This window comes from Sporosarcina sp. SG10008, from assembly GCF_044569405.1.
In the GTDB taxonomy this organism is placed as follows: domain Bacteria; phylum Bacillota; class Bacilli; order Bacillales_A; family Planococcaceae; genus Sporosarcina; species Sporosarcina psychrophila.
In genome coordinates, this window is record NZ_CP172607.1 from 2,203,356 (window position 1) to 2,228,632 (window position 25,277).

The 25,277-nt window shown below is 40.5% G+C and carries 25 protein-coding genes; 2 read left to right on the forward strand and 23 right to left on the reverse strand.

The genetic code is table 11. From position 1 onward, the window contains the following. Positions 1–7: 7 nt before the first annotated feature. From hpaB to ACGLYD_RS10780, 14 genes are all read right to left on the reverse strand, one after another. Positions 8–1,492: a 4-hydroxyphenylacetate 3-monooxygenase, oxygenase component gene (hpaB, locus tag ACGLYD_RS10715; protein ID WP_340742352.1), complete on the reverse strand. Its 1,485-nt coding sequence runs from the start codon at positions 1,490–1,492 to the stop codon at positions 8–10. A 549-nt stretch (positions 1,493–2,041) separates the two neighbouring features. After that, positions 2,042–2,431, reverse strand: a complete 390-nt coding sequence (locus tag ACGLYD_RS10720; protein ID WP_399632868.1) for a 5-carboxymethyl-2-hydroxymuconate Delta-isomerase — start codon at positions 2,429–2,431, stop codon at positions 2,042–2,044. Between the two features lie 22 nt (positions 2,432–2,453). Next, positions 2,454–3,212, reverse strand: coding sequence for a fumarylacetoacetate hydrolase family protein (locus ACGLYD_RS10725; protein WP_399632871.1), 759 nt, complete (start codon positions 3,210–3,212; stop codon positions 2,454–2,456). Further along, on the reverse strand, positions 3,209–4,000 hold the full coding sequence (locus ACGLYD_RS10730; RefSeq protein ID WP_399632873.1) for a fumarylacetoacetate hydrolase family protein: 792 nt from the start codon (positions 3,998–4,000) through the stop codon (positions 3,209–3,211). Before ACGLYD_RS10730 ends, ACGLYD_RS10725 begins: the two co-directional genes overlap by 4 nt. 39 nt (positions 4,001–4,039) lie before the next feature. Continuing rightward, a complete protein-coding gene (locus ACGLYD_RS10735; RefSeq protein ID WP_067210581.1) occupies positions 4,040–4,837 on the reverse strand; it encodes an ABC transporter ATP-binding protein in 798 nt (265 codons plus the stop codon). Beyond that, entirely contained in the window at positions 4,815–5,864 is a 1,050-nt protein-coding gene (locus ACGLYD_RS10740) for an ABC transporter permease (RefSeq protein ID WP_399632875.1), read from the reverse strand. The genes ACGLYD_RS10735 and ACGLYD_RS10740 overlap by 23 nt, the downstream gene beginning before the upstream one ends. Before the next feature lie 18 nt (positions 5,865–5,882). Beyond that, entirely contained in the window at positions 5,883–6,866 is a 984-nt protein-coding gene (locus ACGLYD_RS10745; protein WP_067210586.1) for an ABC transporter substrate-binding protein, read from the reverse strand. 154 nt (positions 6,867–7,020) lie between these two features. Further along, positions 7,021–8,460, reverse strand: a complete 1,440-nt coding sequence (locus ACGLYD_RS10750; protein ID WP_399632878.1) for a dihydrolipoyl dehydrogenase family protein — start codon at positions 8,458–8,460, stop codon at positions 7,021–7,023. A gap of 1 nt (position 8,461) precedes the next feature. Further along, positions 8,462–9,682, reverse strand: coding sequence for a dihydrolipoamide acetyltransferase family protein (locus tag ACGLYD_RS10755; protein WP_399632881.1), 1,221 nt, complete (start codon positions 9,680–9,682; stop codon positions 8,462–8,464). 12 nt (positions 9,683–9,694) lie between these two features. Further along, positions 9,695–10,711, reverse strand: coding sequence for an alpha-ketoacid dehydrogenase subunit beta (locus ACGLYD_RS10760; RefSeq protein WP_399632884.1), 1,017 nt, complete (start codon positions 10,709–10,711; stop codon positions 9,695–9,697). Positions 10,712–10,714: 3 nt separating this feature from the next. After that, a complete protein-coding gene (gene pdhA / locus ACGLYD_RS10765) occupies positions 10,715–11,770 on the reverse strand; it encodes a pyruvate dehydrogenase (acetyl-transferring) E1 component subunit alpha (protein ID WP_340763816.1) in 1,056 nt (351 codons plus the stop codon). 15 nt (positions 11,771–11,785) lie between these two features. After that, complete coding sequence (locus tag ACGLYD_RS10770; protein WP_399633188.1) at positions 11,786–12,931, reverse strand: Leu/Phe/Val dehydrogenase; 1,146 nt, start codon at positions 12,929–12,931, stop codon at positions 11,786–11,788. A gap of 44 nt (positions 12,932–12,975) precedes the next feature. After that, the gene (locus ACGLYD_RS10775; protein ID WP_067210598.1) at positions 12,976–13,371 is read right to left on the reverse strand and encodes a thioesterase family protein; all 396 of its coding nucleotides are present in this window, start codon (positions 13,369–13,371) and stop codon (positions 12,976–12,978) included. Between the two features lie 30 nt (positions 13,372–13,401). Then, the gene (locus ACGLYD_RS10780) at positions 13,402–14,370 is read right to left on the reverse strand and encodes a DUF561 domain-containing protein (RefSeq protein ID WP_340742361.1); all 969 of its coding nucleotides are present in this window, start codon (positions 14,368–14,370) and stop codon (positions 13,402–13,404) included. Between the two features lie 87 nt (positions 14,371–14,457). Between ACGLYD_RS10780 and ACGLYD_RS10785 the strand changes: the two genes are divergently transcribed. Next, positions 14,458–14,982: a gamma carbonic anhydrase family protein gene (locus ACGLYD_RS10785; RefSeq protein WP_340742362.1), complete on the forward strand. Its 525-nt coding sequence runs from the start codon at positions 14,458–14,460 to the stop codon at positions 14,980–14,982. An 897-nt stretch (positions 14,983–15,879) separates the two neighbouring features. On the opposite strand, the gene ACGLYD_RS10790 is transcribed toward ACGLYD_RS10785, so the two are convergent. Beyond that, positions 15,880–16,524: an alpha/beta hydrolase gene (locus ACGLYD_RS10790; RefSeq protein WP_399632888.1), complete on the reverse strand. Its 645-nt coding sequence runs from the start codon at positions 16,522–16,524 to the stop codon at positions 15,880–15,882. A gap of 364 nt (positions 16,525–16,888) precedes the next feature. Continuing rightward, the gene (locus ACGLYD_RS10795) at positions 16,889–17,098 is read right to left on the reverse strand and encodes a T7SS effector LXG polymorphic toxin (protein ID WP_399632891.1); all 210 of its coding nucleotides are present in this window, start codon (positions 17,096–17,098) and stop codon (positions 16,889–16,891) included. Between the two features lie 310 nt (positions 17,099–17,408). On the opposite strand from ACGLYD_RS10795, the gene ACGLYD_RS10800 reads away from it, so the two are divergent. After that, on the forward strand, positions 17,409–17,930 hold the full coding sequence (locus tag ACGLYD_RS10800) for a GNAT family N-acetyltransferase (protein ID WP_340742365.1): 522 nt from the start codon (positions 17,409–17,411) through the stop codon (positions 17,928–17,930). A 683-nt stretch (positions 17,931–18,613) separates the two neighbouring features. On the opposite strand, the gene paaX is transcribed toward ACGLYD_RS10800, so the two are convergent. The 7 genes from paaX to ACGLYD_RS10835 form a co-directional block, all read right to left on the reverse strand. Next, positions 18,614–19,504 carry a phenylacetic acid degradation operon negative regulatory protein PaaX gene (paaX, locus tag ACGLYD_RS10805; protein ID WP_082786609.1) on the reverse strand — a complete coding sequence of 297 codons (891 nt, stop codon included), beginning with the start codon at positions 19,502–19,504 and terminating at the stop codon, positions 18,614–18,616. A 60-nt stretch (positions 19,505–19,564) separates the two neighbouring features. Next, a complete protein-coding gene (locus ACGLYD_RS10810; RefSeq protein WP_354312695.1) occupies positions 19,565–20,770 on the reverse strand; it encodes an acetyl-CoA C-acyltransferase in 1,206 nt (401 codons plus the stop codon). Beyond that, a complete protein-coding gene (locus ACGLYD_RS10815) occupies positions 20,767–21,639 on the reverse strand; it encodes a 3-hydroxyacyl-CoA dehydrogenase (RefSeq protein ID WP_067210620.1) in 873 nt (290 codons plus the stop codon). Before ACGLYD_RS10815 ends, ACGLYD_RS10810 begins: the two co-directional genes overlap by 4 nt. Before the next feature lie 223 nt (positions 21,640–21,862). Continuing rightward, the gene (locus tag ACGLYD_RS10820) at positions 21,863–23,380 is read right to left on the reverse strand and encodes an aldehyde dehydrogenase family protein (RefSeq protein WP_399632896.1); all 1,518 of its coding nucleotides are present in this window, start codon (positions 23,378–23,380) and stop codon (positions 21,863–21,865) included. 15 nt (positions 23,381–23,395) lie between these two features. Continuing rightward, positions 23,396–24,169 (reverse strand): enoyl-CoA hydratase-related protein, encoded by a 774-nt coding sequence (locus ACGLYD_RS10825; RefSeq protein ID WP_067210624.1) that lies wholly within the window; start codon positions 24,167–24,169, stop codon positions 23,396–23,398. 12 nt (positions 24,170–24,181) lie between these two features. Then, positions 24,182–24,958 carry an enoyl-CoA hydratase/isomerase family protein gene (locus ACGLYD_RS10830; protein ID WP_399632899.1) on the reverse strand — a complete coding sequence of 259 codons (777 nt, stop codon included), beginning with the start codon at positions 24,956–24,958 and terminating at the stop codon, positions 24,182–24,184. After that, entirely contained in the window at positions 24,958–25,260 is a 303-nt protein-coding gene (locus ACGLYD_RS10835) for an EthD family reductase (protein WP_067210629.1), read from the reverse strand. Before ACGLYD_RS10835 ends, ACGLYD_RS10830 begins: the two co-directional genes overlap by 1 nt. Between the last annotated feature and the right edge of the window lie 17 nt (positions 25,261–25,277).

Sequence of the window (25,277 nt, forward strand, 5' to 3'; positions counted from 1 at the left end):
TTTCTATTCAAAATACTATTCCAGCTTCTTTTTTAGTTTTATTTAAAAAGTTTGTAACCATGTCTTTATAAGGTTGCTTATCAAATCCATCATAATAGGCATTCGACATTCTCACTGGATCTCCAAAGAAATAATATTCATAGAGAGCTTGTCGGTTACCGAACGCACTAATAGAAATATCCCATGCTAAACGGAATAGCTGTACTTTTTCTTCGCCGTTAATGTTCGCACCTTGTGTATATCGATGAACTAACGGTCCAACATCCGTATTGCTAAAGTCTGCTTCAGTTGGAAGCGCCATTAATCCCGAAGCGCCTAGAATTTTAATGATTTCATTCATACGCTGATACATTTTCGGGAACCAATTACGTGCTGCATTTAGTGGTTCAAAGTCCGGCGTCATATTACCGTATTGATCGATTTTTGCATTGTGCTCCGATTTGAATAAGTGGGAACGCATCACTTCTAAAATAACCATGATTTCACTCGCTTTTTCTTTAACATGCATGAATTTATCAATACCGATTGCTTCCATCATACTGATGACAACACCAAGGATGAACTCTGTTTTGACAACGTTTTTTGCAATAACTTGATGCGTCATATGTATAACCGCATTTGTCTCGGTATACGTACGATTACATATATCTGTACTTTCACTTACAAAAACTCTTTCCCATGGAACAAATACATCTTCAAATGAAATGATTGCATCACTCTCATCAAACCTAGCACCTAATGGATGATCCCATTTGCTTTTACCATAGTCGAATGATTCACGGGATAGGAATTTTAAACCTTTTGTATTATTTGGGATCGCAAATGCAAATGCGAAGGGGTCATCTGTCGTACCTGGCGTTCTGTTTATAGTGGAAGGAAATACGACGAGTTCATCAGTGATACCGCCTAATGTTGCCAAGAGTCGACAACCGTTCACAATAATTCCGTCTGAAGTCTTTTTCGTAATACGTGCGGAGAGAAATGGATCTTTTTGCTCTGCTTGCGTTAGCATCGACCTGTTTACCTGTGGATGAATTAATGTGTGTGTTAAACTAATGTCATTTTCACGTGCATATTCATAGTAATCTGCTGCATTTTTGGCGAATTGATCACTACCACCACCTTCCTGCGCAAAGAATTGACTGGCTGTACCGAATGCCATAATGCTAGTGTTCAGATAGTCTGGGGAACGTCCCATCATGCCGCCGGAAAAAGTTGCCCACTCCGTATGCATTTCACGTCTTTTGAACAAATCTTCTTTCGTTTTAGGAGCGATAAAAGAAAGTCCAACTTTTTTCCCAGATGTCGGTGATGTATAAAGCATTTTTTCAGGCTTCTCATGTTGTAAATCATAAAGACCTGCAACGCTCTCCACCACATTTTTAAATGCTGGATGTATGGTAACGTCGTTTACTTTCTCACCATGTATCCATACTTCCGTGTTCCGTTCTTTAATACCTTCAATATATTCTTTCCCCGTTCGTGCGCCCATTCTATTTCCTCCTTATTTTTGGATAAAGTGAAATTTCAATATGACAAGCGACATTTAACAGTTCATACTATTTAGATTTAAATATAGAATTCCGTTGAATCCGCTGCGGCGCTTGGGGATGCCTCTCGCCCTAAGCCAAGCAGCTTCGCCGCCAGTCTTAGGGCTTCGGCTACCCCTTTAAGGCGCCTACGCTAAATTTACATAGGTAAGGAAATTACTAGTACAATGAAGAAAAATGTATTGTTCCAGTTACTGACACTGCACACTGAGTAGAAAAGGCCACACCAAACAATCTCCAAGAGCGTAAGGACATAAATAATTCAGATGTGCAGTCCATATATATATTCGGCACTACTTATTTAGAATTAACTAGGTGGTATACCTCACCCGTATAACGAACAATTCTAGCGAAGGAGCGACAAGTGTGAGCCGGAGCAATAAGACCGACAGTAATCTTCTGGCGGGCTTATTGCGTGAGGCCATCACCGAGCGACAAAGCGGTGTTGGAAGAACAGTCTATTTGTTAAGTGCCGACTATATAGTCATCTTTCACTTCTTTTTAAATCTAGCATGAATATTATTTTGTTTATAAGTACCCGCTTCACTAAATTCGATTACTTCCATTGACAATGCTAAATAGCGCTTGGACATTACTTGTGAGAAATGTTCTTTAATGACTTCAAATAGCGCATCACAAACTTCTTTTATTATTTCTTCTGAGCGTCCAGCCCCTATTTTCAACTTGGCATGGACAAAAGCGTCATCCTCAGCACCATCTGCCACCCGATACTCCTTTAATTCAATCGCTCTTGAGCGGATTCCCCCTATCGGAAAAATCGTATCTCGTGCAATCAAGACTTTATGAATCTCTTCAAATAGCTTTGCAATATTCGCTTCATCTTTAATATTATCCGTGTACTCTACAATAAAATGTGGCAAGCAAATTCTTCTCCTCTTTACACTATCGATAGATGAAAGATTCATCTCCGATAATGGTATTTACTAACCGTCCGATTCCCTCAACTTCCGTGACGACAACATCTCCGACGGCAGTATTGACAGAACCTTTAGGAGTTCCTGTAAGAATGACGTCATTTTCACTCAATGTCATGAAACTACTTAAGTACTCAATAAGCGTGGGAATATCGAAGATCATATCCGCTGTAGTTCCTTCTTGTACGAGTTTGTTATTGACATGCGTCGTCAATTTTAAATTCATTGGGTCCGCAACATCTGCCGCCTCAACAATCCACGGACCGAATGGTGTCCCAGTATCACGATTCTTCACGCGTAAGTTGGGACGGTAATAATTTTCCAAATAATCTCTAATCGCATAATCATTAGCGACACTATAGCCTTTAACATAGTTATAGGCGTCTTCTTTTTTGACGTTTCGAGCTGTATCACCGATGATGACGGCCAATTCACACTCATAGTGCATATAAGTAACGTCTGAGGGACGACGAGTATATGCTTGGTGCCCGATAAATGTATTCGGTCCTTTTAAAAAGACAAGTGGTTCAGATGGAGCGGCAAATGCAAGTTCTGCTGCATGATCCGCATAGTTAAGGCCTAACGCAAATACCGTCCGTGGCTCTATCGGCGTAAGCCAAGTTACTTTGCTCTCGTCTACTAGTCGACCATCATTTAATTTGAGTTGCCCTTCCCATTCAATTGCTTCATGGATGGCACCCCCATATGCTATTCGTGCTTTTTTCATATCGTCCCCCTCCATTTGGATTCTTTTTCGTCAACTATGAAATTTTCTAAACTGCCAATACCCGCTATTTCGATTCGAACTTTATCGCCTTTCTTGGCTTGCGGTGCTTCTTCGGGGACCCCTACGAGTAGCACATCTCCTGGATTCAACGTCATGAACTCAGTTACATCGGCGAGTAAACGGGAGGCAGAACGAATCAAATTTGATGTTGAATTTTCCTGTTGAAGTTCATCATTGATGAATACACGGATAGTTAAATCATCTGGGTTATCCACTTCTTGACGGTCGATAATCCATGGCCCGATAGGACAAAATCCATCACGTGCTTTGTGCCGGACAGCTGGACGGTATACGCTATCATGTGGCACGCTGACATCATTGATAATCGTATAGCCCGCCACATAAGCCAGCGCATTTTCTTCATCCACAGCAACGGCTTGCTTTCCTATGACCAATCCGAGTGCCGCACCCATTTCCAGCCTTGAAAGCCCAGCTGGCATAGGGATTTCTGCACCGTAACGGTTGAAAGTATTTGCCGGTTTAATATAAAGAACTGGGGCAATTGGTGGTGCACTATATGGTTTGTCATTTACAGCATCACCAAGTCTTTCAAGTGCCCCTTTATAGTTCAGCAGTGTACCAAAAACCGTTCCTGTTATCGGGATGTCGAGTTGTATTTCATTAGCACTTACCACGCAGTCCTCTATCGTGATTGTACTCGTAACTATATTCACATCCACTGAAACTAATTCATTTGCCCCAAACACTTTAATCCTTGCTCTACTCATCCATTCCACTCCTTTGCAACAAACAAAGAAAACAAATTACTATACTGATAACAATGCTTTATCGCTCGTTAACTTTTCACCGCGAATGCGTTGGAATTCATCCATCAGTTTAGGAATGGTTAGTTTCCTCTTCTCATCTGCCTCTATTTCTAAAATGATTTGCCCTTTATCCATCATAATAAGCCTGTTCCCTAGATCGAGTGCTTGCTGCATATTATGAGTGATCATCAGCGTTGTGAGCTGATCTTTTTCAACAAGTTGCTTTGTTAATTTTGTAATTAATTCGGCTCGTGCTGGATCTAGTGCAGCAGTGTGTTCATCAAGTAGCAAAATAGATGGTTGTGTAAAGGTAGCCATCAACAGTGAAAGTGCTTGCCTCTCCCCGCCAGAAAGCATTCCTACTTTTGCATTCAATCGGTTTTCAAGGTTTAAATGAAGGGCTTCAAGAGATACGCGGAATAATTCACGCCGTTTCTTATCAACAGCCTTTTTTAATACACGTTTTTTGTTTCGTGAATAGGCCATAGCAAGGTTTTCCTCAATCGTCATTGTAGGAGCTGTTCCCGCCATCGGATCTTGAAATACCCTTCCAATCATTTGTGAGCGCTTGTATTCAGGCATTTTTGTAACATCATTAGAAGCAATTTCAATAACACCAAAATCAGGAGAAAGAGCACCTGAAATCATATTTAACATCGTCGATTTTCCGGCACCGTTGCTTCCAATCACAGTCATAAAATCTCCTGGATTTAATGTTAGATTAATTTGATCCAAAGCTACTTTTTCATCAGGTGTTGCTTCATTAAATAATTTATTAATCTGACTGAGCTTTAGCAACGGGATTTCCCTCCCTCATCAGCAACTGTTCATGCTCTACTAGCCTCTCAGCATGGCGTTTAGCTTTCCTGCTTTTTTCTCGCTTTTTTTCAAAGAACTGCGGTAATATCAACGCACCAATTACAATAACTGCTGTAATTAATTTCATATCACCCGTATCGAGAAAGTCCACTCTAAGTGCAAGTCCAAGTACAATTCTATAAATAATGGCTCCTGCAATTACAGCAAACGTCGTTCGCATAATCGTTTTCGTACCGAAAATTGCTTCACCAATAATAACGGAAGCTAGCCCGATGATAATCATTCCGATTCCCATTCCGATGTCAGCAAACTTTGAATACTGAGCGATCAATGCTCCCGAAAAGGCAACGAGTGCATTTGAAAAGCCAAGACCTACAATAACGAGTGTGTCTGTATTAGCTGATAAACTACGAATCATTTTCTTATTATCACCAGTAGCCCTTATCGCAAGCCCGACTTCGGTTTTCAAAAACCAATCGACGACAAATTTGATTAGCAAAACGATAATAATCATGATGAACAATGTACCCCAGGTTGAAGGCAAGTGTTGGAATCCCAGCATGCTGAAAAAATTGCTAATTGCAGTGTCGATACCTAATGGGCTCCATAATGTTTTGAACTGAACAAACAAAGTTTCGGCATTTAGCAATGGGATATTCGGACGACCAATCGAATTCTCAGATGTCAGTCCCATTATGCGTAAATTTATGGAATACAAGGCAATCATCATTAATATTCCAGATAGAAGTGCATTGATTTTCCCTTTTGTGTGCAGAAGGCCGGTTACACATCCAGCAAGAAAACCGATAACAATGGCAACTACTGTTGCAGCCACCGGATGATATCCGAAGATAATCATCGTGGCGGCTACCCCAGCTCCTGTAACAAAACTTCCGTCAACCGTTAAATCTGGAAAATCCAAAACTCGGAATGAAATATACACGCCAAGTGCCATAATTGCATAGATGATTCCTTGCTCTACAGAGCCAAATACAGCTGAAAACATGTAGAATCACCCTCCTATCTATTCACTAAATTCAGCTTTCCATTCGTCTTTAATGTCGAGTCCTAGAGTAGATGCGGTGTCTTTATTCATAATCAATTTCAACTTTTGTGGAATTTGAACTGGTAAGTCAGCTGGTTTACTTTCACCTTTTAAGATTTTCACAGCCATTTGTCCTGCTTCATAACCGATGTCAAAGTATTCAAATCCATATGCTGCTAAGCCGCCTCGTTTTACAGAGTCGAATTCGCCAACCATCATCGGAATTTTATTGTCATTGGCGACTGAAATTACAGATTCAAGCGCCGAAACAACCGTGTTATCTGTGATGATGTACATAGAATCTACTTTGCCAAGCAACGATTCAGTCGCTTGTTTCACATCTGCGGATGTAGCAACAGACGCTTCGACAACAGTCATATCCATATCTTTCAGCATTTCTTTAACTGCATCTACTTGAGCACGAGAGTTTTGCTCTCCAGAGTTAAACACCATTCCTACATTTTTTGCATCCAATTCTTCTTTAAGGAACTTCATTGTATTGGTAATTGCATCAGGATGCGCATCAATTGTTCCTGTAACGTTGCCTCCAGGGCTTTCCATTGAGTCAACGAGTTCCGCCCCAACCGCATCTGTTACCGATGTGAAAATGATTGGAATTTCCGTTGTAGCACTAGCTGCTGCCTGAGCACTAGGAGTTGAGTTCGCAAATATTAGATCGACATCTGCGCTGACAAGATTTGTCGCTATCGTTGTGTTTACACTGTTATCGCCTTGAGCAATTTGAACATCATATTCCACATCAATCCCTGCATCTTCTAAAGCCTTTTTAAAGCCGTCATAAGCTGCATTGAGGGATGGATGTTCAACAATTTGACTGACACCTATTTTATATTTCTTCGAAGATGTTTTCTTATCCTTAACTTCCCCGCTATTCCCACATGCTGCAAGTAGTAAGACAGCACTAAAAATAAATACCAACATTTTTTTCGAACCGCTCTTCATTACAATTCCCCCTTTTTATGCTAGTATATTTACTATTTATTTGAATCCTAGGAATCAGTGTGTGATGCGTTTGGTTTGCCTAGTTGAATTGATGAACTAAGCGCCAAAACGGGTTGAATGAGATTTTTATTTCCTTTACTCCTTTTTAGATGCGTTAGATCGTCAACATGTCTTTTCTTTTTATCGGCGCAGCATGAATCGCTTGTCCGATTAGCCCCTCTACCGCTTCAAGTAGTCCTTCATTGAACCCTGGATGTGCATAGTGTGGGAATTTAATATCTTCTTCTTTCGCAGCCATTTCAAGCAACTGCACAAACGAACCTGACATTTCAACGGCCCCTTCACCAATCATGTGAATGCCTTGAATGATTTCAGTTGTTGCATCAGAAATAACTTTAATAAACCCATCCTTTTTACCAGTAATTGTTGCATAGCCATTGCCACCAAGTGCAAATTGACTGACACGAATAGCCAATCCAAAATCGCGCGCAATTTGTTCTGTAAGCCCTACAGAAACGATTGGTGGAATTGTATGTGCCACAACCGGCATAAATGTCAGATTGACTTCAGTTTGTTCTCCTGCAATTGATGCTACGGCAGCTTTTCCTTGTTTAATTGCTTTCACAGCCGATAGGGGACCTTCTGTTACATCACCAATTGCATATATAGAAGGTATCGATGATTGCATATTTCCATCTACTTTTATGAAACCCTCGGCTGTTTGTACAATTCCGAAGCGGCTTATGCCGAGAGCCTCCAAATTGGGTCTCCTAGTTCCAGAAACGAATAGATATGATCCCCTAATTGTCTCTTCTACGTTTTTATCCGTTTGAAATGTTAGCGTAATTCCGTCTTCCGTTTCATGTGTTGATATGAGTTCAAGTTCTTTATAGACTTTCATTTTTCGCTTTTTAAATAAACGATTTAATTCCTTATTAATAGATTCGTCAAATGGAAAACCTGCTTGATCGTCAATTACAATACTTACTTGCGCTCCTAATGCTGCAAAACTTGAAGCTGCTTCGAGTGCAATGGTATCTTGACCTCTAACAATAAGATGCTTAGGTATCTCTTCCAGTTTAAATAGTTCATGAGGCAATAAAATCCTTTCCCCTTTTTCTTGAATTGTTGGCGGCATAGTTGGGGAACTTCCTGTTGCGATAATAACTTGCTCAAATTCAAAGATATCGAATTGATGGCCATTTTCTACACCGATTTTGTCTACTGCGAGGAAAGTAACTTTGCCCCGGATTATTTCAATTTTGTTTTCATTACATAGACTTTCTACGCCAGACCTGAGCTGTTTGATAACTTTGTCTTTATAGGAAACCAGCTTTTTGATATCAATTATTTTTTCCATATTCCCAATTCCAAGTTCTTGAAAATGGGCTATATCTGAGCGCATACCTGCTGCATGTGTAAATATTTTAGATGGAATGCATCCTTCATTCAGACAAACACCGCCCAATTCTGCCTGTTCAATTAACGTCACTGAGAGACCAAGCTGCGCACCACGTATAGCAGCAGAGTAGCCGCCCGGTCCCCCTCCAATGATAATGAGATTTCTTTCCTGACTGATTTCTCCAACAACCATTTTAAATCATCTCCATCATCAGCTTGTGAGGCTGTTCAATTAGGCTTGCAAAACGATTCGTGAATGCAATGGCTGTCGCACCATCAGCAACACGATGGTCAAACGCCATTGACAGTGTCATGATATGACCGATAACAATTTCATCATGCTCATTGACAATCGGTTGTTTTTTCGTTTTGTGGAAAGCAATTAGAGCTGTTTCAGGGTAGTTGATAATTGGTGTGGCACCCATACCACCCAGGGGCCCAACGTTACTCACCGTAAATGTGCTGTTTTTCATTTCAAACGGCTGTAATTTGCCGGCGATTGCTTTTGCTGTCAAACTTCTGACATTTGCATTAATCTCTTTGATGGATTGTTTATCAACATCATGTAAAACAGGTACAATTAGACCGCTATCGGTATTTGTTGCGATACCGATATGATAGTTTTTCTTGAGTAGTATCCGGCTATTTTCTTCATCAAGTTCAGCATTGAATATCGGGAAATCCTTCAACGAAATAACCAGTGCCTTTATAAGAAATGCTGATACACTAACTGATTCACCATCAGCTTTCAATTGCTCTCTCATTTTAAATAAGTTCGTCATATTGACCTCGTCAAAATGAGTAACATGCGGAATTGTAAAGAGTGATTTCGTCATCTTTTCTGCGATTTTTCTTCGAATTCCTCTAAAAGGAATTTCATCAGGAACCTCTTGGTCGACCTCTACCTGCTTACTTTCCTTCTTTGATTCCGTGTCGGTTTGTTGTCCTTTTAAGAATCGTAAAACATCTTCTTCGCTTATTCTTCCAGAGGGATCACTAGCATGGACATCTTCAATATTTATATTGTTATCCCGTGCAATCTTGCGTGTGTATGGTGCAGCTAGTATTCGATTAAAAGGCATATGAGGGGATTTCTCTTCTAGTTTAATTGTCGGGATTGCTTGCTCCTCAGCAATTGACTTCGTTTCTACGTATGATTTTTGTACAGCTCGAACAGCTTCATCAATTTCAATATAAAGTAGACTTGTTCCGACCTGAACGATTTCCCCTGCTTCAATACGTATTTCTTTCACAATACCTGAGCAGGGTGAAGTAAGTTCAGCGACCATTTTGTCTGTTTGTACCTCAACAAGCGGTTGATCTGTCATAACCGAATCCCCAACTTTGACTAAATAATGGAGCACTTCCCCTTCGGTCATTCCTTCCCCGACATCATGTAACTTTACTTCGAGCATTCCATTTCCTCCTTAAAAATGAAGCACTTTTTCTATTCCTTCAACGACACGTGCCGTAGTTGGAAGATAATGTTCTTCTAATGTAAAGAATGGAACCGGTACGTCGAATCCCGTCACGCGTTCAATTGGAGCTCGTAGATAAAGGAAAGCGGTATCGTTTATAATCGAAACAATATCATTGCCGAGCCCTCCGGTATTATGCGCCTCATGAATGATGACCGCTCTCGTTGTCTTCTGCACAGATTGAGTAATGATGTCCCGATCGATTGGATACAATGTTCGCAGATCGATAATTTCGCAACTAATCCCCTTTTTCCCGGCCAGTTCGGCTGCTTTTTCTGCGATTGAAATCATTGCTCCCCAAGCAATAAGTGTGACATCCGAACCTTCACGCACGATCTTCCCTTTACCAATTTCCACAGTATACTTCCCAACAGGTACTTCTTCTCTCTTCGAACGGTAGTTTTTCATAGGCTCCAAAACTAGAACAGGGTCAGGATCTTCCATCGCCGCAATCAATAACCCTTTCGCATCGTATGGATTAGACGGACAGACTACCTTGATGCCAGGCATATGTGTGAATAATATTTCTGTACTATCAGAATGTATTTCGGGCGCACGAATTCCTGCCCCGTATGGTGCTCGAATGACTATAGGCACAGTAAAACGAGACATCGACCGCATTCTAATCCTTGAAACATGTGTCATAATCTGTTCGTACGCAGGATAGATAAAACCAAGGAATTGGATTTCTGCAACCGGTCGAAAACCGTTAACTGCAAGACCTATTGATGTGCCAATAATTCCTGCCTCTGAAAGCGGAGTATCGACTACCCGGTCATCCCCAAACTGCTCCTGAAGTCCTTCTGTCGCACGGAACACTCCACCGTTTTTACCGATATCTTCACCGAGTATGATGGTTCGCTCATCCTCGTCTAGCATCAAACGCATGCCATCATTAATCGCTTGGATTAGTGTCATTTGTTTTGTCGTTTCGTTTTTTGGATCCGACTCTTTCAGTTGTGTCATCAATTATTGCCTCCCTAAATGTGCAAGGTACGCTTCTTTTTGTTCAGCGAGTTGTGCTGGCATTTCAGCGTATACATGATCGAAAACGTCAGCTACATTCGGCGGCGGGAACTTTTCCATTTCTTCTACTGCTGCTTCAACTTCACTAGTCGTTTCTTCTTTAGTCGCTTGGATCCACTCATCATTCCAGTAGCCGTAATTCTTCATGAATAATTCTAATCGGATAAGAGGGTCAACAAAATTCTCTCCTTGTTTTTCAGGACGATATTTAGACGGATCATCAGCAGTCGTATGAGCTCCTTTTCGCCAAGTAACCGCTTCTATTAATGTCGGGCCATTTCCACACCGGGCATAGTCAAAGGCCTTTTTCGTTTCAAAATAAACTGCAAAACAATCATTACCATCAATTCGATACCCTGGCATACCATAGGCAACTGATTTTTGAGCGATTGTTGCAGAATTCATCTGTTTTTCAATCGGAACCGAAATCGCATACCCATTATTTTGATTAAAAAAGACGACTGGTACTTTGAATACGCTCGCAAAATTCAATCCTTCATGAAAATCCCCTTCCGAGGTAGCACCGTCGCCGAAATAGGCAATTGCAACATTTTGTGTTCCCCTTCTCTTTTCAGCCCATGCAGCGCCTGCGGCATGGGGGAGTTGAGTCGCAATTGGAACAGCTGGCGGGAATATATTCCTATCCGCTGGAGCTACACAACCTTCTACTCTCCCATTCCAATACAAAAATGTTCTGGCCATACTTTTCCCGAACGTTATCGTCGCACCATGATCACGATACGTCGGGAACACCCAGTCGTCGGCATTTAGTGCGAGTGCGCTACCAACTTGAGCAGCTTCCTGTCCTTCAAAAGGCGCATAAGTACCTAGACGTCCCTGTCGTTGCAAATTAATTGCTTTTCTATCAAATGTACGAACTCGTAACATGTGATAGTACAAATTTTTAACCAATTGCTCATCTATCTGCTTTTCAAAGCTTGTATCAACAAGAAAGCCTTTATTATCTACTATTCTTTTTATAGGATAGTTATGTTCCACTTAACTTGCCTCCAATCAGGAATGATTGCGAAACGACCGCTTTGGTTTAGCTGGTGCTGAGTAAAAGCTATTCCTTCTTCCTCGATCCGCTATTCTTTTCTCGCACATTGCATTAGCGGATTCCTCTGTTGTTTTTCCACTATTCGCAGCTTCCTCGTAAACTTCCAAAATTGCATCGTATATATGTTTCGTTTTCACAAGTACCCGCTCATGGTTAATGCCATACAATTCATCTGCCACTTGAATAAGCCCACCAGAATTGACGATATAATCCGGTGCATATAATATCCCTTTATCTCGTAATAATTTACCGTGTCTATCATCTAATAACTGATTATTAGCCGAACCTACAATCGCTCTTACTTTAAACTGAGGAATTGTAGCGTCGTTAATAATTCCACCAAATGCACACGGAACAAATATATCCGCTTCCTGCGAATAAATAGCTTCATTTGCAACAATTTGTACGTTACCAGTAGTTTTTGTTGCAACTTCTTCAATTGCCCGCAGACTCTCTTCATTAATATCCGTTACGAAAATGCGAGCTCCTGCTTCAAGCAATCCACTTGCAACTTTGAATCCAACTTTTCCAAGACCTTGAATCGCGTATATATGTTGGCCTAAATCGTCATTTCCATAGAGCATCTGATTGGTCGCTTTTATACCGTACAAAATACCTGCAGCTGTTGGAATTGATGAGTCTCCGCCGCCCCCATATACTTCAGGGAGACCATTGACGAAATTGGTTTCTTTCATTGCGTGAACGAAATCATCCATTGTCGTTCCCATATCCGTTCCCGTATAAAAACGGCCGCCCAGTGAATTCACAAATTGACCGAACGCACGAAATAATTCCGGTGATTTATCTGTTTTCGGATCACCGATAATAACTGCTTTCCCACCCCCGAAATCGACATCGGCTGCCGCACATTTATAGGTCATTCCTTTTGAAAGGCGAAGAACATCTTCTAACGCTTCTTCCACACTGCTATAAGGTTGCATGCGACATCCGCCGAGTGCTGGTCCAAGCGTTGTGTCATGAATTGCAATAATCGCACGCAAACCTGTTGAAGAGTCATTACAAAAAACGACTTGCTCATGCTCACTCATTCGATCGAAGAGTTCAAATTCCTTTGTCATTGACGTTCTTTCAGCTAGCATTACTCGATTCTCCCCTTTAAGATTGGTCATGAAAACCTCTTTTTTCAGGATGAAGCTTCATTCAGCTTTTCCGCAATTTTTTCCTTTAACAATATAACTTGCATCACTTCACCTTTTCCGATAAGCCCTAAATGATTTTCTGCAGTGACTTTTGTCACAACCCTATTGTCACGAAACTCAATTAAATTGGCTGTCAAGGTTACTCTAGATCCAAGTGGAGACGCAGCAAGATGCTTTAGTTGGACTGATGCACCCATTCCCTCTTCATGCTCTTCCAAAAATGGAAGAATAATTTTTCGAGAAACCCACTCCATATGATATGTCATTGCTACTGTTGAATAGACGGGATGTACAACTTTCCCCTCAAAAGAAGCAAACATATCCTCTGTCACAATTATTTCGATCGTCTCTTCTCTACCAATGTTTAACCCACACTTCATCCGCTATCCCTACTTAAGTTATAGTTTAAATTACTCATTTTTCCTTATGTCCTTAATTTCTTCTATCGATTTATTCAGTTGATTTTCTGCTTCTTCCATCATGCTATCAAGTAGAATCTTCACAGTCGGGATGTTTTCAATTAATCCTGCAATTTGGCCGCTATTGACAAAACCATTTTCCATATCGCCTTCGATTGCACCCAAGACATGTTGTTGTTCCGAAGTCATTTCACTATATTGTTCCAATGTCATTCCTGCTTTTTCTAAGTCTTTTAGTTTCATTGCGTATGGCGTTTTTAATATCCGTCTCAGCCGCCCTACACTGCGTCCAATAAGTAACGTTTCGGTATCACTTGCATTCACAAGGTTGTGCTTGTACGTGTCATGAAATGGAGCTTCCTTTGTCGCTATTAAACGGGTACCCATTTGCACACCACTCGCCCCTAACGTCAGCGCAGCTGCCAAACCTTTACCGTCACCGATTCCCCCCGCAGCAATTACCGGCACGTTAACATTCTTCACTATTTGAGGGAGTAGCGTAAATGTCGTCAGTTCCAAGTTAGAGTTGACGCCAGCTGCTTCAAACCCTTCTGCCACGAGAATATCTGCCCCCGCTTCCTCAGCTTTAAGTGCGTGTTTTACTGAGGCTACAAGCGCAATGACTGTCACGCCTTGTTCATGTAGTAGGGGAATATAAGGTACTGGATTTCCTGCTGATAGCGAAACAACTGATATATTATGTTTAATGACAAGATTAATCAGCTCTGTTACGTATGGTGAAATACTGATTGCGATGTTGATTGCGAAATTCTTGTTTGTCAGTTTTTTCGTTTCAACTATTATTTTTTCGACTTCATCTGGAGTCATTGTTCCGCATCCAATTGTGCCGAGTCCCCCTGCCTCTGAAACAGCCGCTGTCAGTTTTGCGTTACTGATATTCCCCATTCCACCTTGTATAATTGGAAGAGTGATTTGAAGCACTTTACAAACGTATATCATTTTTCTTCCACCCCTGTGCAATTATGTTATGCTAAGAAGAGTTAAAAGATAATTAAGATTAGTAAACTAATTTGAGGGGGAATAGTTTTGTTAATCACATTTAAAGGAAAAAGCCCTGTTCTTGATCCTTCGGTTTTCGTCGCTCCGGGTGCAAAAATTATTGGAGAAGTTCAAGTTGGGGCAGAATCTACTATTTGGTTTAACACGGTCTTGCGGGGAGATGAAGGGCCGATTACAATCGGTAATAAATGCAGTATCCAGGATAATTCAACAATTCACTTATATGAAGATGCTCCAGTCGTTATTGAAGATGAAGTTACCGTTGGGCATAACGTTATCCTGCATGGCTGCAAAGTCGGAAAGCGATCGATTATTGGAATGGGTTCTACAATTCTTGACCACGCAGAAATTGGTGAAGAATGTATTATTGGCGCCAACACATTAATCCCACCAGGCAAGAAAATCCCCCCTCGTTCATTGGTTGTCGGTTCTCCAGGAAAAGTAGTAAGGGAATTGAACGACAAAGACTTCGAGATCATTCAATTATCGATCGATTCATATGTTCAAAAAGGCTATGACTATCGGGAGATTTTTAAAAACGAAGGACAATAACACGTCTGTTAATTAACCATTTACTTGCGTAAAACACTAGTGAGAATGCTTGAAAACCCCCATTTTCACTGGATCATTTTCGGTTCACTTTCGGCGAAATATTCATGACAACATCTTTCCCCAAGGGCAAGTGTGGCTAGGAATGACTTCGTCCTTCCTAGCCACACACTTTTCGGTAATCCTGTTGCGAATAGTTGCCTGTCGCGTCCCTATAATACTCAAGTAAAAAATTCATTTGCTTTTTAATGAAAGAGTAGATGACATTCTATAGAGATTGTAAGTGCCCGAAGATACAATTTCGGGTACTCTTGCACGTTGTACAATGTGTTTCTCGCTTACTTTAAGCAATGTTTATGCCTCTGATCATTCGATGGTCTATAAGAAAGTGACACTTCCTTAAATTTAAAAAAGACAAAACTATAGAGAATGCTTCAGCAGCCAAAATTGTATCTTTGGCTGCTTTTATCAAGACATCTCGGTAATCGTATAGACGTCGTTCAATCCAAATTAATCAAACATACTGTACACGAATTGCCTAGTGTTGATTAAGTTATTTCCTGGTTAATGTTAGTTAATAAAAACACGTGATTTATTAACAACAAAAAAACGCTGAACTATTCAGGTTCAACGTTTTGGATGCATTTCAATATCACCGGCTTAGAAACTGGTGGTTCTTAATTCGCTTGACACTTTCTCTGGCAGTCCGCACTTTTAGACCCTAGCCCTTTTTCATCATAGAATTCGGCTTAATCTTCAGCATTACCACCTTGTACCTCAGCCCAGAAACTAAAAATATGGAATGTGGTAACAATTCTCTGACCTTTTTTGCATCAGATGGATAGGTTGCTCCGACGACTGCAAATTTACAACAAATTAGCATAACAATTAGCTATGCTTTTATAAGTTATTAATGTCATCTATTACACTTTTTAAAACCTCAATTGATTCGACTGTGTTATTTTCATATTCCAAGCTATGATTGACATTAGGAATGAGTCTCGCAACTATTTTTGGGTTGTTTGCCAATTGATTATACCTTTCCTCGGTATAACAATGATCATTATCTCCGATGAAACATAACCCACTATTAGTACTGCTAACCATTGCATCGAAAACATCATCCCTTTGAATCAACGGAGTTAACCATACTGCTTTAGCTTCTTCGAAGATATCCCTCCTTAACTCTGAGCTCATAGCAATTGTTCCAAGAGATTTGCCGATTATATAAAAGTTTTCATACGAAGTTCCCTTTAAAACAGTATCAATTACTGTTCTCACATCGTATTTAATTGCTTCGCTTAATTCTTCCATACTAAATTCTGCATAGACTTTATCATTGTATTGATAATTAACTTGCAATACATCAAAGCCTTTATTTAAAAATATATCTGTTGAATAATGAAACAGAGGACTCCGAATGGTATATCCTGCACCTGGAAGAAAGATGGTCAAATTTCCCGAGTTTTCTTCGGCTCTCAACAACGTATAAGAAATATTCATTTCTTTATATCCCTTAACGCTTTCTATATTTGTTTTCAACATTGATATCTCCTCCATTCCTTATCAATTATACATATTGTCCTAAACGAAATATATAAATATTTCAATTTATTAGTTTTTATGTCCGCGTTTTTTTATTCAATTCAACTGCCTTTCAACAATCGAACTACCACATCTTAGAAAATACAAAAACAAAAATGCACATCAATAAGTAATTACCACCGAAAAAAGTCTTTAATAATGCTACTTGTCACGGACAAATACATAATACTATTTACATCCACCTTCGTTTTAAACATTTCTCCCAATTCCACGTTCTTCCTGATTCTATTGTTTTGTCATGCGCTGACCTATAGTTAGTCTGGAATATACCTTCATATTTTGATTCGAAAAATTCGTGATGTAATTATAGCTTGAAAAACTGAAGGAACGGCAAGTGGCAATCCGCGTAAAATGTACGAATTGCGTTGCCGCCTTCGCCTTTCAACGAATCTTCCATCGCAACGAGTCCTTGAACCGCTCGATCGATGGTTTCCATTTCGTTTCCTAGACGATCAAGCATGGTGATGTTCCGATGGAGTCGATTCTTTAATGGATGAACATCAAGTACCTTCAAAAAGCATCCCCCCCCCCCGATTATCCGGCAACAATGACAATTACTTTCAACTGTAGATTTAAAATAAAGATTGATCATTTGTAATAAAGTCCGATAATTTGTAAAAGGTTTGATACAATTGCATTGACAAGATGGATTATGACAATTCAACAAACGAGCCATTTTGCGGAATAAGGTTTAGAAATCACAGGGGAAAAAGAGTTAGCATTGGTGAATATTTTGTGTACCCTATTTCGAGAATTATGGAAATGATGTTTGGAGTGTTTTAGGCCAAGTGTAGAAGTGGCTTGTCTTAGGAGAGGAGAAAAAAATGATTGGATTACGAAAGATAACCGGGGATAACATAGATGAAATAGTAGCACTTGAAGTTGAAGAAAACCAGGAAGACTTAATAGAAACTACTAACCTTAGAAGCTTTGCAGATGCTCATATGTTGAACTCAGACGGTATACCAGCAACTCCCTTTGCCATTTATGCCGATGAAGTTGCGGTTGGGTTTTTGATGTATATTTATGATACGTTGGATCATGAATCGTTTGAAAATGAAGTTTTTTACGGGAAGAAGAGCTATTTCATTTGGCATATTATGATTGAAAAGAGTTACCAGGGGAAAGGTTATGGCAAACTTGCTTTTGAAAAAATGTTGATGGATATTGAAACTACGCCAGATGGAGAAGCAGAATATGTAGCCCTCTTTTATCGAACAAGTAATGTCATAGCTAAAACATTATACGCTTCATTTGGTTTCGTAGATACAGGAATCATTCAGGATAATTCGATGTTGGCGATTAAAAATCTAGATGGGAAAATAACAGAATCCTTAGTAGAATAGGATCTCCCGCAAAGAAATGTAAGCTATCAACGTCTTGAACCATAGTAGACACAAATATCCAGAAGAGAATTCCGATTTTTTAACTCTGTCTTAGCAAAATCATAATATTTATACCGCAATCGGGCCCGATTGTTTTAGAATTACTAGGTAGAAAATGATCATGCTTTATTATAAAAATCGCATAGTATTTCACAAAGAATTAACCCGTTTTGATCAATCATTTTTCAAAACGAGTTCTTATCATTTAACTTAAAATATGGATTTTGGGGATATTTCAGATCAAATTTTATTCCAAACCAACATCAACTGCTTCCAATCTCTTTTAGTAGCAAATAATCCCCTAACGATAAACATCCCTCTCCACGCCGCATTCAAAAATCTGATGAATGAAAACATTTACCTATTATGTCATACGAATATAAAGAGGAATAATTTTCCCATTTGAGAAAAAACGCTCCATAAGGCTTATTTTTTCCGATATTTTCATTACTAAAGTTACGAAGTCATAAGGCAAGCGCTCTTTATAGCCGAGATGCAGGATTATATAAGAAAAAAATAAAAGCACCGCTAAATGCGATGCTAATTGATACTCTAAAAGCGTGCCGATGGGGACACCGTTTGATCTGTTAAATGACCTTTTATCAGCCGAAAAGAACCCGTGACTTTGGGCAGCCAGTTACTTTTTAGTTTGTTAAGTAGTCACTAATAAGCGGGTGGTCATCTGCGTCATACGTTTTATCTTTCCTTCGCATGTCATTGTCTTCTTGGAATACCTGTTCGAAAAAACGGCTTGCTGATTGAGCGAGCAATTTATAATATTGTTCAAATAACAGAGTAGCGTGATTACCACTCCACACTTCAGGCAGCAGCTCTTTTGGGAGACCTGGATCTGTAAAGAGAAACTTTCGGTATTCGTGCACAAGATTGGTGCGCTCCACGAAACACTCTGCATCCGTCATTTTACCTTCGTTTATTATACTTTGGTGGACAATGTATTTTTTGCTGTACGTCGCAATGAATTCTTGATATTTCCCTTCAATTTCTTGAAGTGGCCAGCTTTTTTCAACGAGCAACTTGTCCGCTTGCGGTCCTTTGTAGTCACATACAAAGAAATCTACGTAAAACTGAATATCATACTTTTCAATAAGAAGGTTCACTTCTTTTTCGAGATCAATTGGCGAAATCCAGCATCCATTTGAAAAACTTCCGAATCCGCTCCATAATAACTCTTTTCGAAGTTCATCACGAATTTGTCTTTTTTCTTCCGGAATCGTATACATAAGCATGCGCCATTTTCCGTCCCACTCAGTTGGGTTTAATTTAAAAATACGAATTGCCGCTTCTTCAATCCGTGCTTCCCCTCGCACCGTCAAGAAATAATAACTTTTGTTGCCTTGTTTTTCGGATTGAATCCATCCTTGTTTCATCATTCTTGAGACAGCTACTCGAACCGATTGTTCATTATGACCAAATTCCTTCAATAACCGAATCAAGCTGCCAATCCATACTTTGTTGCCGTAATGACGGATATAATCACCGTAGATTGTAAAAATCATTGATTGTGTATTTGCCATGATATTCACTCTTTCTTTTTTCGTTCCTTATCGATGTATCACGATTCGACAGTTCTTTTATTATTCCGAGACATTCTCAATAATTGCCGCAATTCCTTGGCCTACCCCGATACACATTGTTGCGAGTCCATATTGAACATTCCGTCTTTTCATTTCATATAAGAGTGTCGTTAAAATTCGGGCACCGCTCGCGCCTAAAGGGTGTCCAAAAGCGATTGCTCCACCATTGACGTTTACTTTTTCAGCGTCCAACTCTAACTGTCTAATGCACTCGAGTGATTGGGAAGCGAAGGCTTCATTCACTTCGACGAGTCCTATATCATTCATCGTCAATCCCGCACGTACTAGCGCTTTTTTTGAAGCAATAATCGGACCAAGCCCCATGACAGCCGGTTCAAGTCCCGCCGTTGCCCCCGCAACATATTTTGCTAAAGGTTTAAGATTTAGTTCCTTCGCCTTTTCGGCACTCATAAGAAGCAATGCACACGCGCCATCATTAACACCTGATGCGTTGCCTGCTGTAACTGTACCGCCCTCAAATAATGGTTTTAATTGTGCCAGTTTCTCAAGCGTAATGTCCGGCCGCGGATGTTCATCTTGATCTACAGTGATTTCATTGCCTTTTCTATCCGTATAAACAACCGGAACAATTTCTTTGGAAAATCTGTTAGCTTCTATTGCTGCCTTTGCACGTTGTTGGCTTTCATATGCAAACAAATCCTGATTTTCTCGCGTTATCGTGTAACGCTGCGCGACGTTTTCAGCGGTACGCGGCATCGAATCCGTTCCGTACATTTCTTGCAGTTTTTCATTTGTAAAGCGCCAGCCAATTGTTGTATCTTGTAGTTCCATATTACCTCGTGGATTTGCCTTATCCGGCTTTGCCATAACAAGCGGGGCACGCGTCATACTTTCCGTTCCGCCTGCAATGTAAATATCACCATCCCCAACTGCAATTGCTCTTGCAGCGTAAATGACAGCGTCTATGCCTGAACCACAAAGACGGTTAATCGTCGTGCCCCCCACCTCGACTGGAAGACCCGCCAACAAACCTGCCATACGTGCAACATTGCGGTTATCTTCTCCAGCCTGATTGGCGTTTCCGAGAACGACCTCTTCGATCTGCTCTGCGGGAAGATTTGGATTTCGATCAATAAGTGCCTTAATGACGATTGCACCTAAATCATCTGGACGTACGTCTTTTAACGCGCCATTGTACCTGCCAATAGGTGTACGAACAGCGTCTACTATGACTACTTCTCTCATTTCGTAATCAACTCTTCTCCATGTGTATAATCGTAGACACCTTTTCCGCTTTTCCGTCCAAGACGCCCCGCTTTTACGTATTGTTCTAGGAGAGGCGCTGGACGGTACTTTTCTCCAAGCTTGTCATATAAATAGTTCAAGTTGTTCAAACGTGTGTCAAGACCCACTAAATCCACGAGCTCGAATGGACCCATAGGGTAATTTAAGCCAAGCTTAATTGCTTTATCAATTTCTTCTGCTGTTCCAAGTCCCTCTTGCAGCATATAAAATGCTTCATTGCCGACAAGCGCACTAATCCGGCTTGTTACAAACCCAGGAAATTCATTAATAACAACCGTTTCTTTTCCCATATTGACAGCAACTTGTTTAATCGTCTCTACCGTTTCATCACTCGTTTCCAAGCCCCGGACAATTTCAACAAGAGTCATTTTATGTACGGGATTGAAAAAGTGCATGGCGATTGTTTTTTCTGGGCGTTTACCGAAAGAAGCAATTTCTGTCGGACTCATCGTCGATGTATTCGTTGCAAAATAACAATGTGCTGGTGCATATTCTTCAATCGTTTCAAATACTTGCTTTTTAATGGCAGCCTTTTCAGGAACAGCTTCAATGATTAAATCCGCATTCTCTGCGGCTTTTGCCAAGTCACTTTCATAATTTAAATTACTATGCGCTTGTTCAGCCTGATTTGCTGATATCTTTCCGCGTGCGAGACCTTTTTCAAAGATACTATCAATTTCTTGTTTCGCATTTTCCAATGCGGATCCATTGATGTCGACAATTGTAACTTTATATCCGCCAATCGCTCCGACATAGGCTATTCCTCTGCCCATCACACCGGAACCGACAACAACTATTCGATTAATCATAAGTGATCCTCCTTTTTATGATGAAAGAATACGGACAGGAGATCATACATCCCTGTCCGTCGTTTTTAAAAAGATAAGAAAACATTAGTTTTTCAATTTGGAGCAGTGTCTAGCTCCACGCGCCACCCCCTTGGTCATAAGCAATCCAGCTATGTGGCAAAGAGCGCCACGTCACTAGATCGTCTTATGCCTGTCGCGTCTTGCGGGCGCCTTTCGCTTTTCTTTATAGTCCAAATGGATTTACTGGACGACTGCCAAAGTACGACATAATGCTTTTTGTTTCAGTGTAAAGATCAAGCGATCCGATTGCTAGCTCACGGCCAAATCCGGATTGTTTATAGCCACCGAATGGTGTACCTGGGAATGCAGAGAATGGCGTGTTGATCATAACGATTCCCGCTTGAATTTGGTTCGCAACACGTGTTGTAGTTGCAGTATTTGTTGACCAAATAGAAGAAGCTAGCCCAAAATCTGAGTCATTTGCTAATGCAATTGCCTCTTTTTCGTTTTTAAACTTCGATACGACGACAACTGGTCCAAAGATTTCTTCACGAACAACTTTCATGTCTTGTGTTACGTTTCCGATTATTGTCGGCGCATACCAAAATCCGTTTTCAAAGCCTTCTGGTTTTAATTCTTTACCACCAGTAAGGATTTCAGCACCTTCATCAATTGCAGATTGAACATACATTTTCAATGTGTCCAACTGGCACTGATCAATAACTGCGCCCATATGTGTTCCTTTATCAAATGGATCCCCAATTACAAGTTTTTCTGTTTTAGCAATAAATTTCTCAACGAACTCATCGTACACATTTTCATGAATATAGATGCGTGTACGCGCATCACACGATTGACCTGTGTTATTGAAAGCTCCGTAGAGTGAACCATCAACGGCTGCTTCAATATCTGCATCTTCAAAAACAAGGCTTGGGGATTTTCCACCAAGTTCTAGTGTTACGCGTTTTACTGTTCCTGCTGCTTTTGCCATAATGTCTTTTCCAATTGGTGTAGAACCCGTGAATGCAACTTTATTCACTAGTTCATGTTCTACCAAGTAATTACCGATTTCAGATCCAGATCCTGGCAAAATGTTAACGACGCCTGCTGGAACCCCTGCTTCGTAGCAAATTTCTCCAAGAATAATAGCTGTAAGTGGCGTGAGAGACGCTGGCTTAATAACGACGGAGCACCCTGCTGCAATAGCTGGAGCAATCTTCCAAGCAGCCATCATAAGTGGATAGTTCCACGGAATAATTTGCGCGCATACACCAAGTGGTTCTTTTTCTGTGTAATTATGGAATTGACCAGGTACATTATTCACAGAACCCCCATGTCCAACAATAGCGCCCGCATAAAATTCAAAGTCTTCAATGGCTTGTGAAATCTGCCCTTTAGCAGCTGCAAGTGATTTACCCGTATTCAAAATTTCTAGTTCTACCAGCTCATTAAAGCGGGAGCCCATAATTGCTGCAATTTTGTTTAGTACACGTGCACGCCGTCCTGCAGGAGTTATTTTCCATTTGCCATTATCAAATGAATCCCTGGCAGCTTGAACAGCTTTTTCAGCGTCTTCTTTCGTTGCTTTCGCTACTTCAGCAAGTAGTTCACCCGTCGCCGGATTATAAATCTTTGTGCGCTCGCCACTGCTACTTTCGACTTGTTCACCGTTGATAAAAAGTTTGTAGAAATCACGCTTCATCGTTTCTTGTTCGATTTCGATTTCATGGGTTTTTGTCATATGGTTTACTTCCCCCTATTGGCCTGTAAAAACAGGTTTTCTTTTTTTCATAAATGCATTGATGCCTTCGCGATGATCTTTTGTTAAACCAGCTATTCGCTGTCCTTGGGCTTCATGTTCAAGATATTCTTCAAAAGAAAGTTCTGATATCGTCATCAATGAGCCTTTGATTAATCCGATTGCTTTTGTTGGTAAAGCGGCAAGTCGTGTTGCAAATGCAGATACATCCTCTTCCCATGTTTCTGATGGAATCAGTCGGTTTGCAAGACCCATTGCAACCGCCTCTGTAGCTGGCACTTTTTCTCCTAAAATGGCTAATTCTGCAGCTTTAGATTGTCCGACTAATTGTGTTAAATAATAAAGATTACCTGAATCCGGAATAAGCCCCACATGGATGAATGCATTTAATAAACTGGCACGCTCAGACATTAGTCTAAAGTCACAAGCAAGCGCAAGGCTAAACCCCGCCCCTGCTGCTACACCATTTACTGCTGCAATGATCGGTTTTTCACATTTTCTGATTTGCTGGATCATCGGTCCATAATGATCTCTTAACACTTGACCATGATCCATAAATTCATCAATTTCTGATAAATCTTGTCCAGAACAAAATGCCCGTCCTTCACCTGTAATGACAACACAGCGCACTTGTTCATCGTATGATGCCGCTTTGATTGCATCTTTTACTTCACGATTCATCTGCGAGATAAAAGCATTCAGTTTGTCAGGTCTATTTAAGATGAGCCACGCAATTCCATCTTTGACATCGTAACGAATTGTCTCAAACATTTAGCACACTCCTTACTTTCCTTGATAATCCGGCCTTCTTTTCTCAACAAATGCGCTCATACCTTCTTTTTGGTCCAGTGATGCGAAAAGAAGGTAGAAATTTTTCCGTTCATACTGCATTCCTTCATACAAGGGATAATCCACTGCTTTATTAACCGAATCTTTAATAAGGCGCAGTGAGAGCGGTGGTTGTTTGGCTAGTCGATTTGCAAACTTCAGAGTTTCTTCCATTAATAGTTCAGGAGCAACAACTTTGTTAATGACTCCATGTTTGAGTGCTGTTACCGCGGAAATACGCTCTCCTGTCCAAAGCCATTCGAGCGCTTTCGTACGTCCGACAAGTTTCGTCAACCGCTGTGTCCCTCCTGCACCCGGCATGACGCCGAGGCCTGCTTCCGGGAATGAAAATTCTGTACCGCTTGCTGCAATTAAAATATCACAGCACAATGCAAGCTCAAATCCCCCTCCTAAAACAAAGCCTTTTACTGCACCAATGATTGGCTTTTTAATAAGTGTAAAACGGTCCCAATCAGCAAATTGGTTCAAGAGTTCAAGGCTGACTGGGTCATCTCCAGTCATTTCATCAATATCAGCCCCAGCTGAAAATGAACGGCCTTTTCCAGTAAGGACGATAATGCGAACTTCTTCTTCTCGATCAAACATTTCCATTGCAGTAACGATTTCACAAACCATTTTCCGATTCAACGAATTTAACTGGCGAGGACGATTCAGTTCAATCACCGCGATGTTTCCCTTTACTGTCGTTTCAATGAATTCAAAACTATACACTAGGCATCCTCACCAATCATTAATGTAACAAGATCACCCGCAAACCCCATCAAATCTTTGCCTGATGCCTTTCCTTCAGCTGTGCGCAAACCTGCCTGTAACGCTTCTAGATTGTCATACTTCATCTCACATGTGAGGTAATATTTCCCTTCACCTCCCATTGGAGATCCTGATATTTTTGTTACCTTCATTTCACGGAGACCTGGGATTTTTGCTGTTAGCGGTGAATGTACATTGAAATAATGATCATCAAAAGCCTCTTTGTTTTCTGGGTGTTTGTACAAAGCAATTAGTTTAGCCATTTTTTCTTCTCCTCACT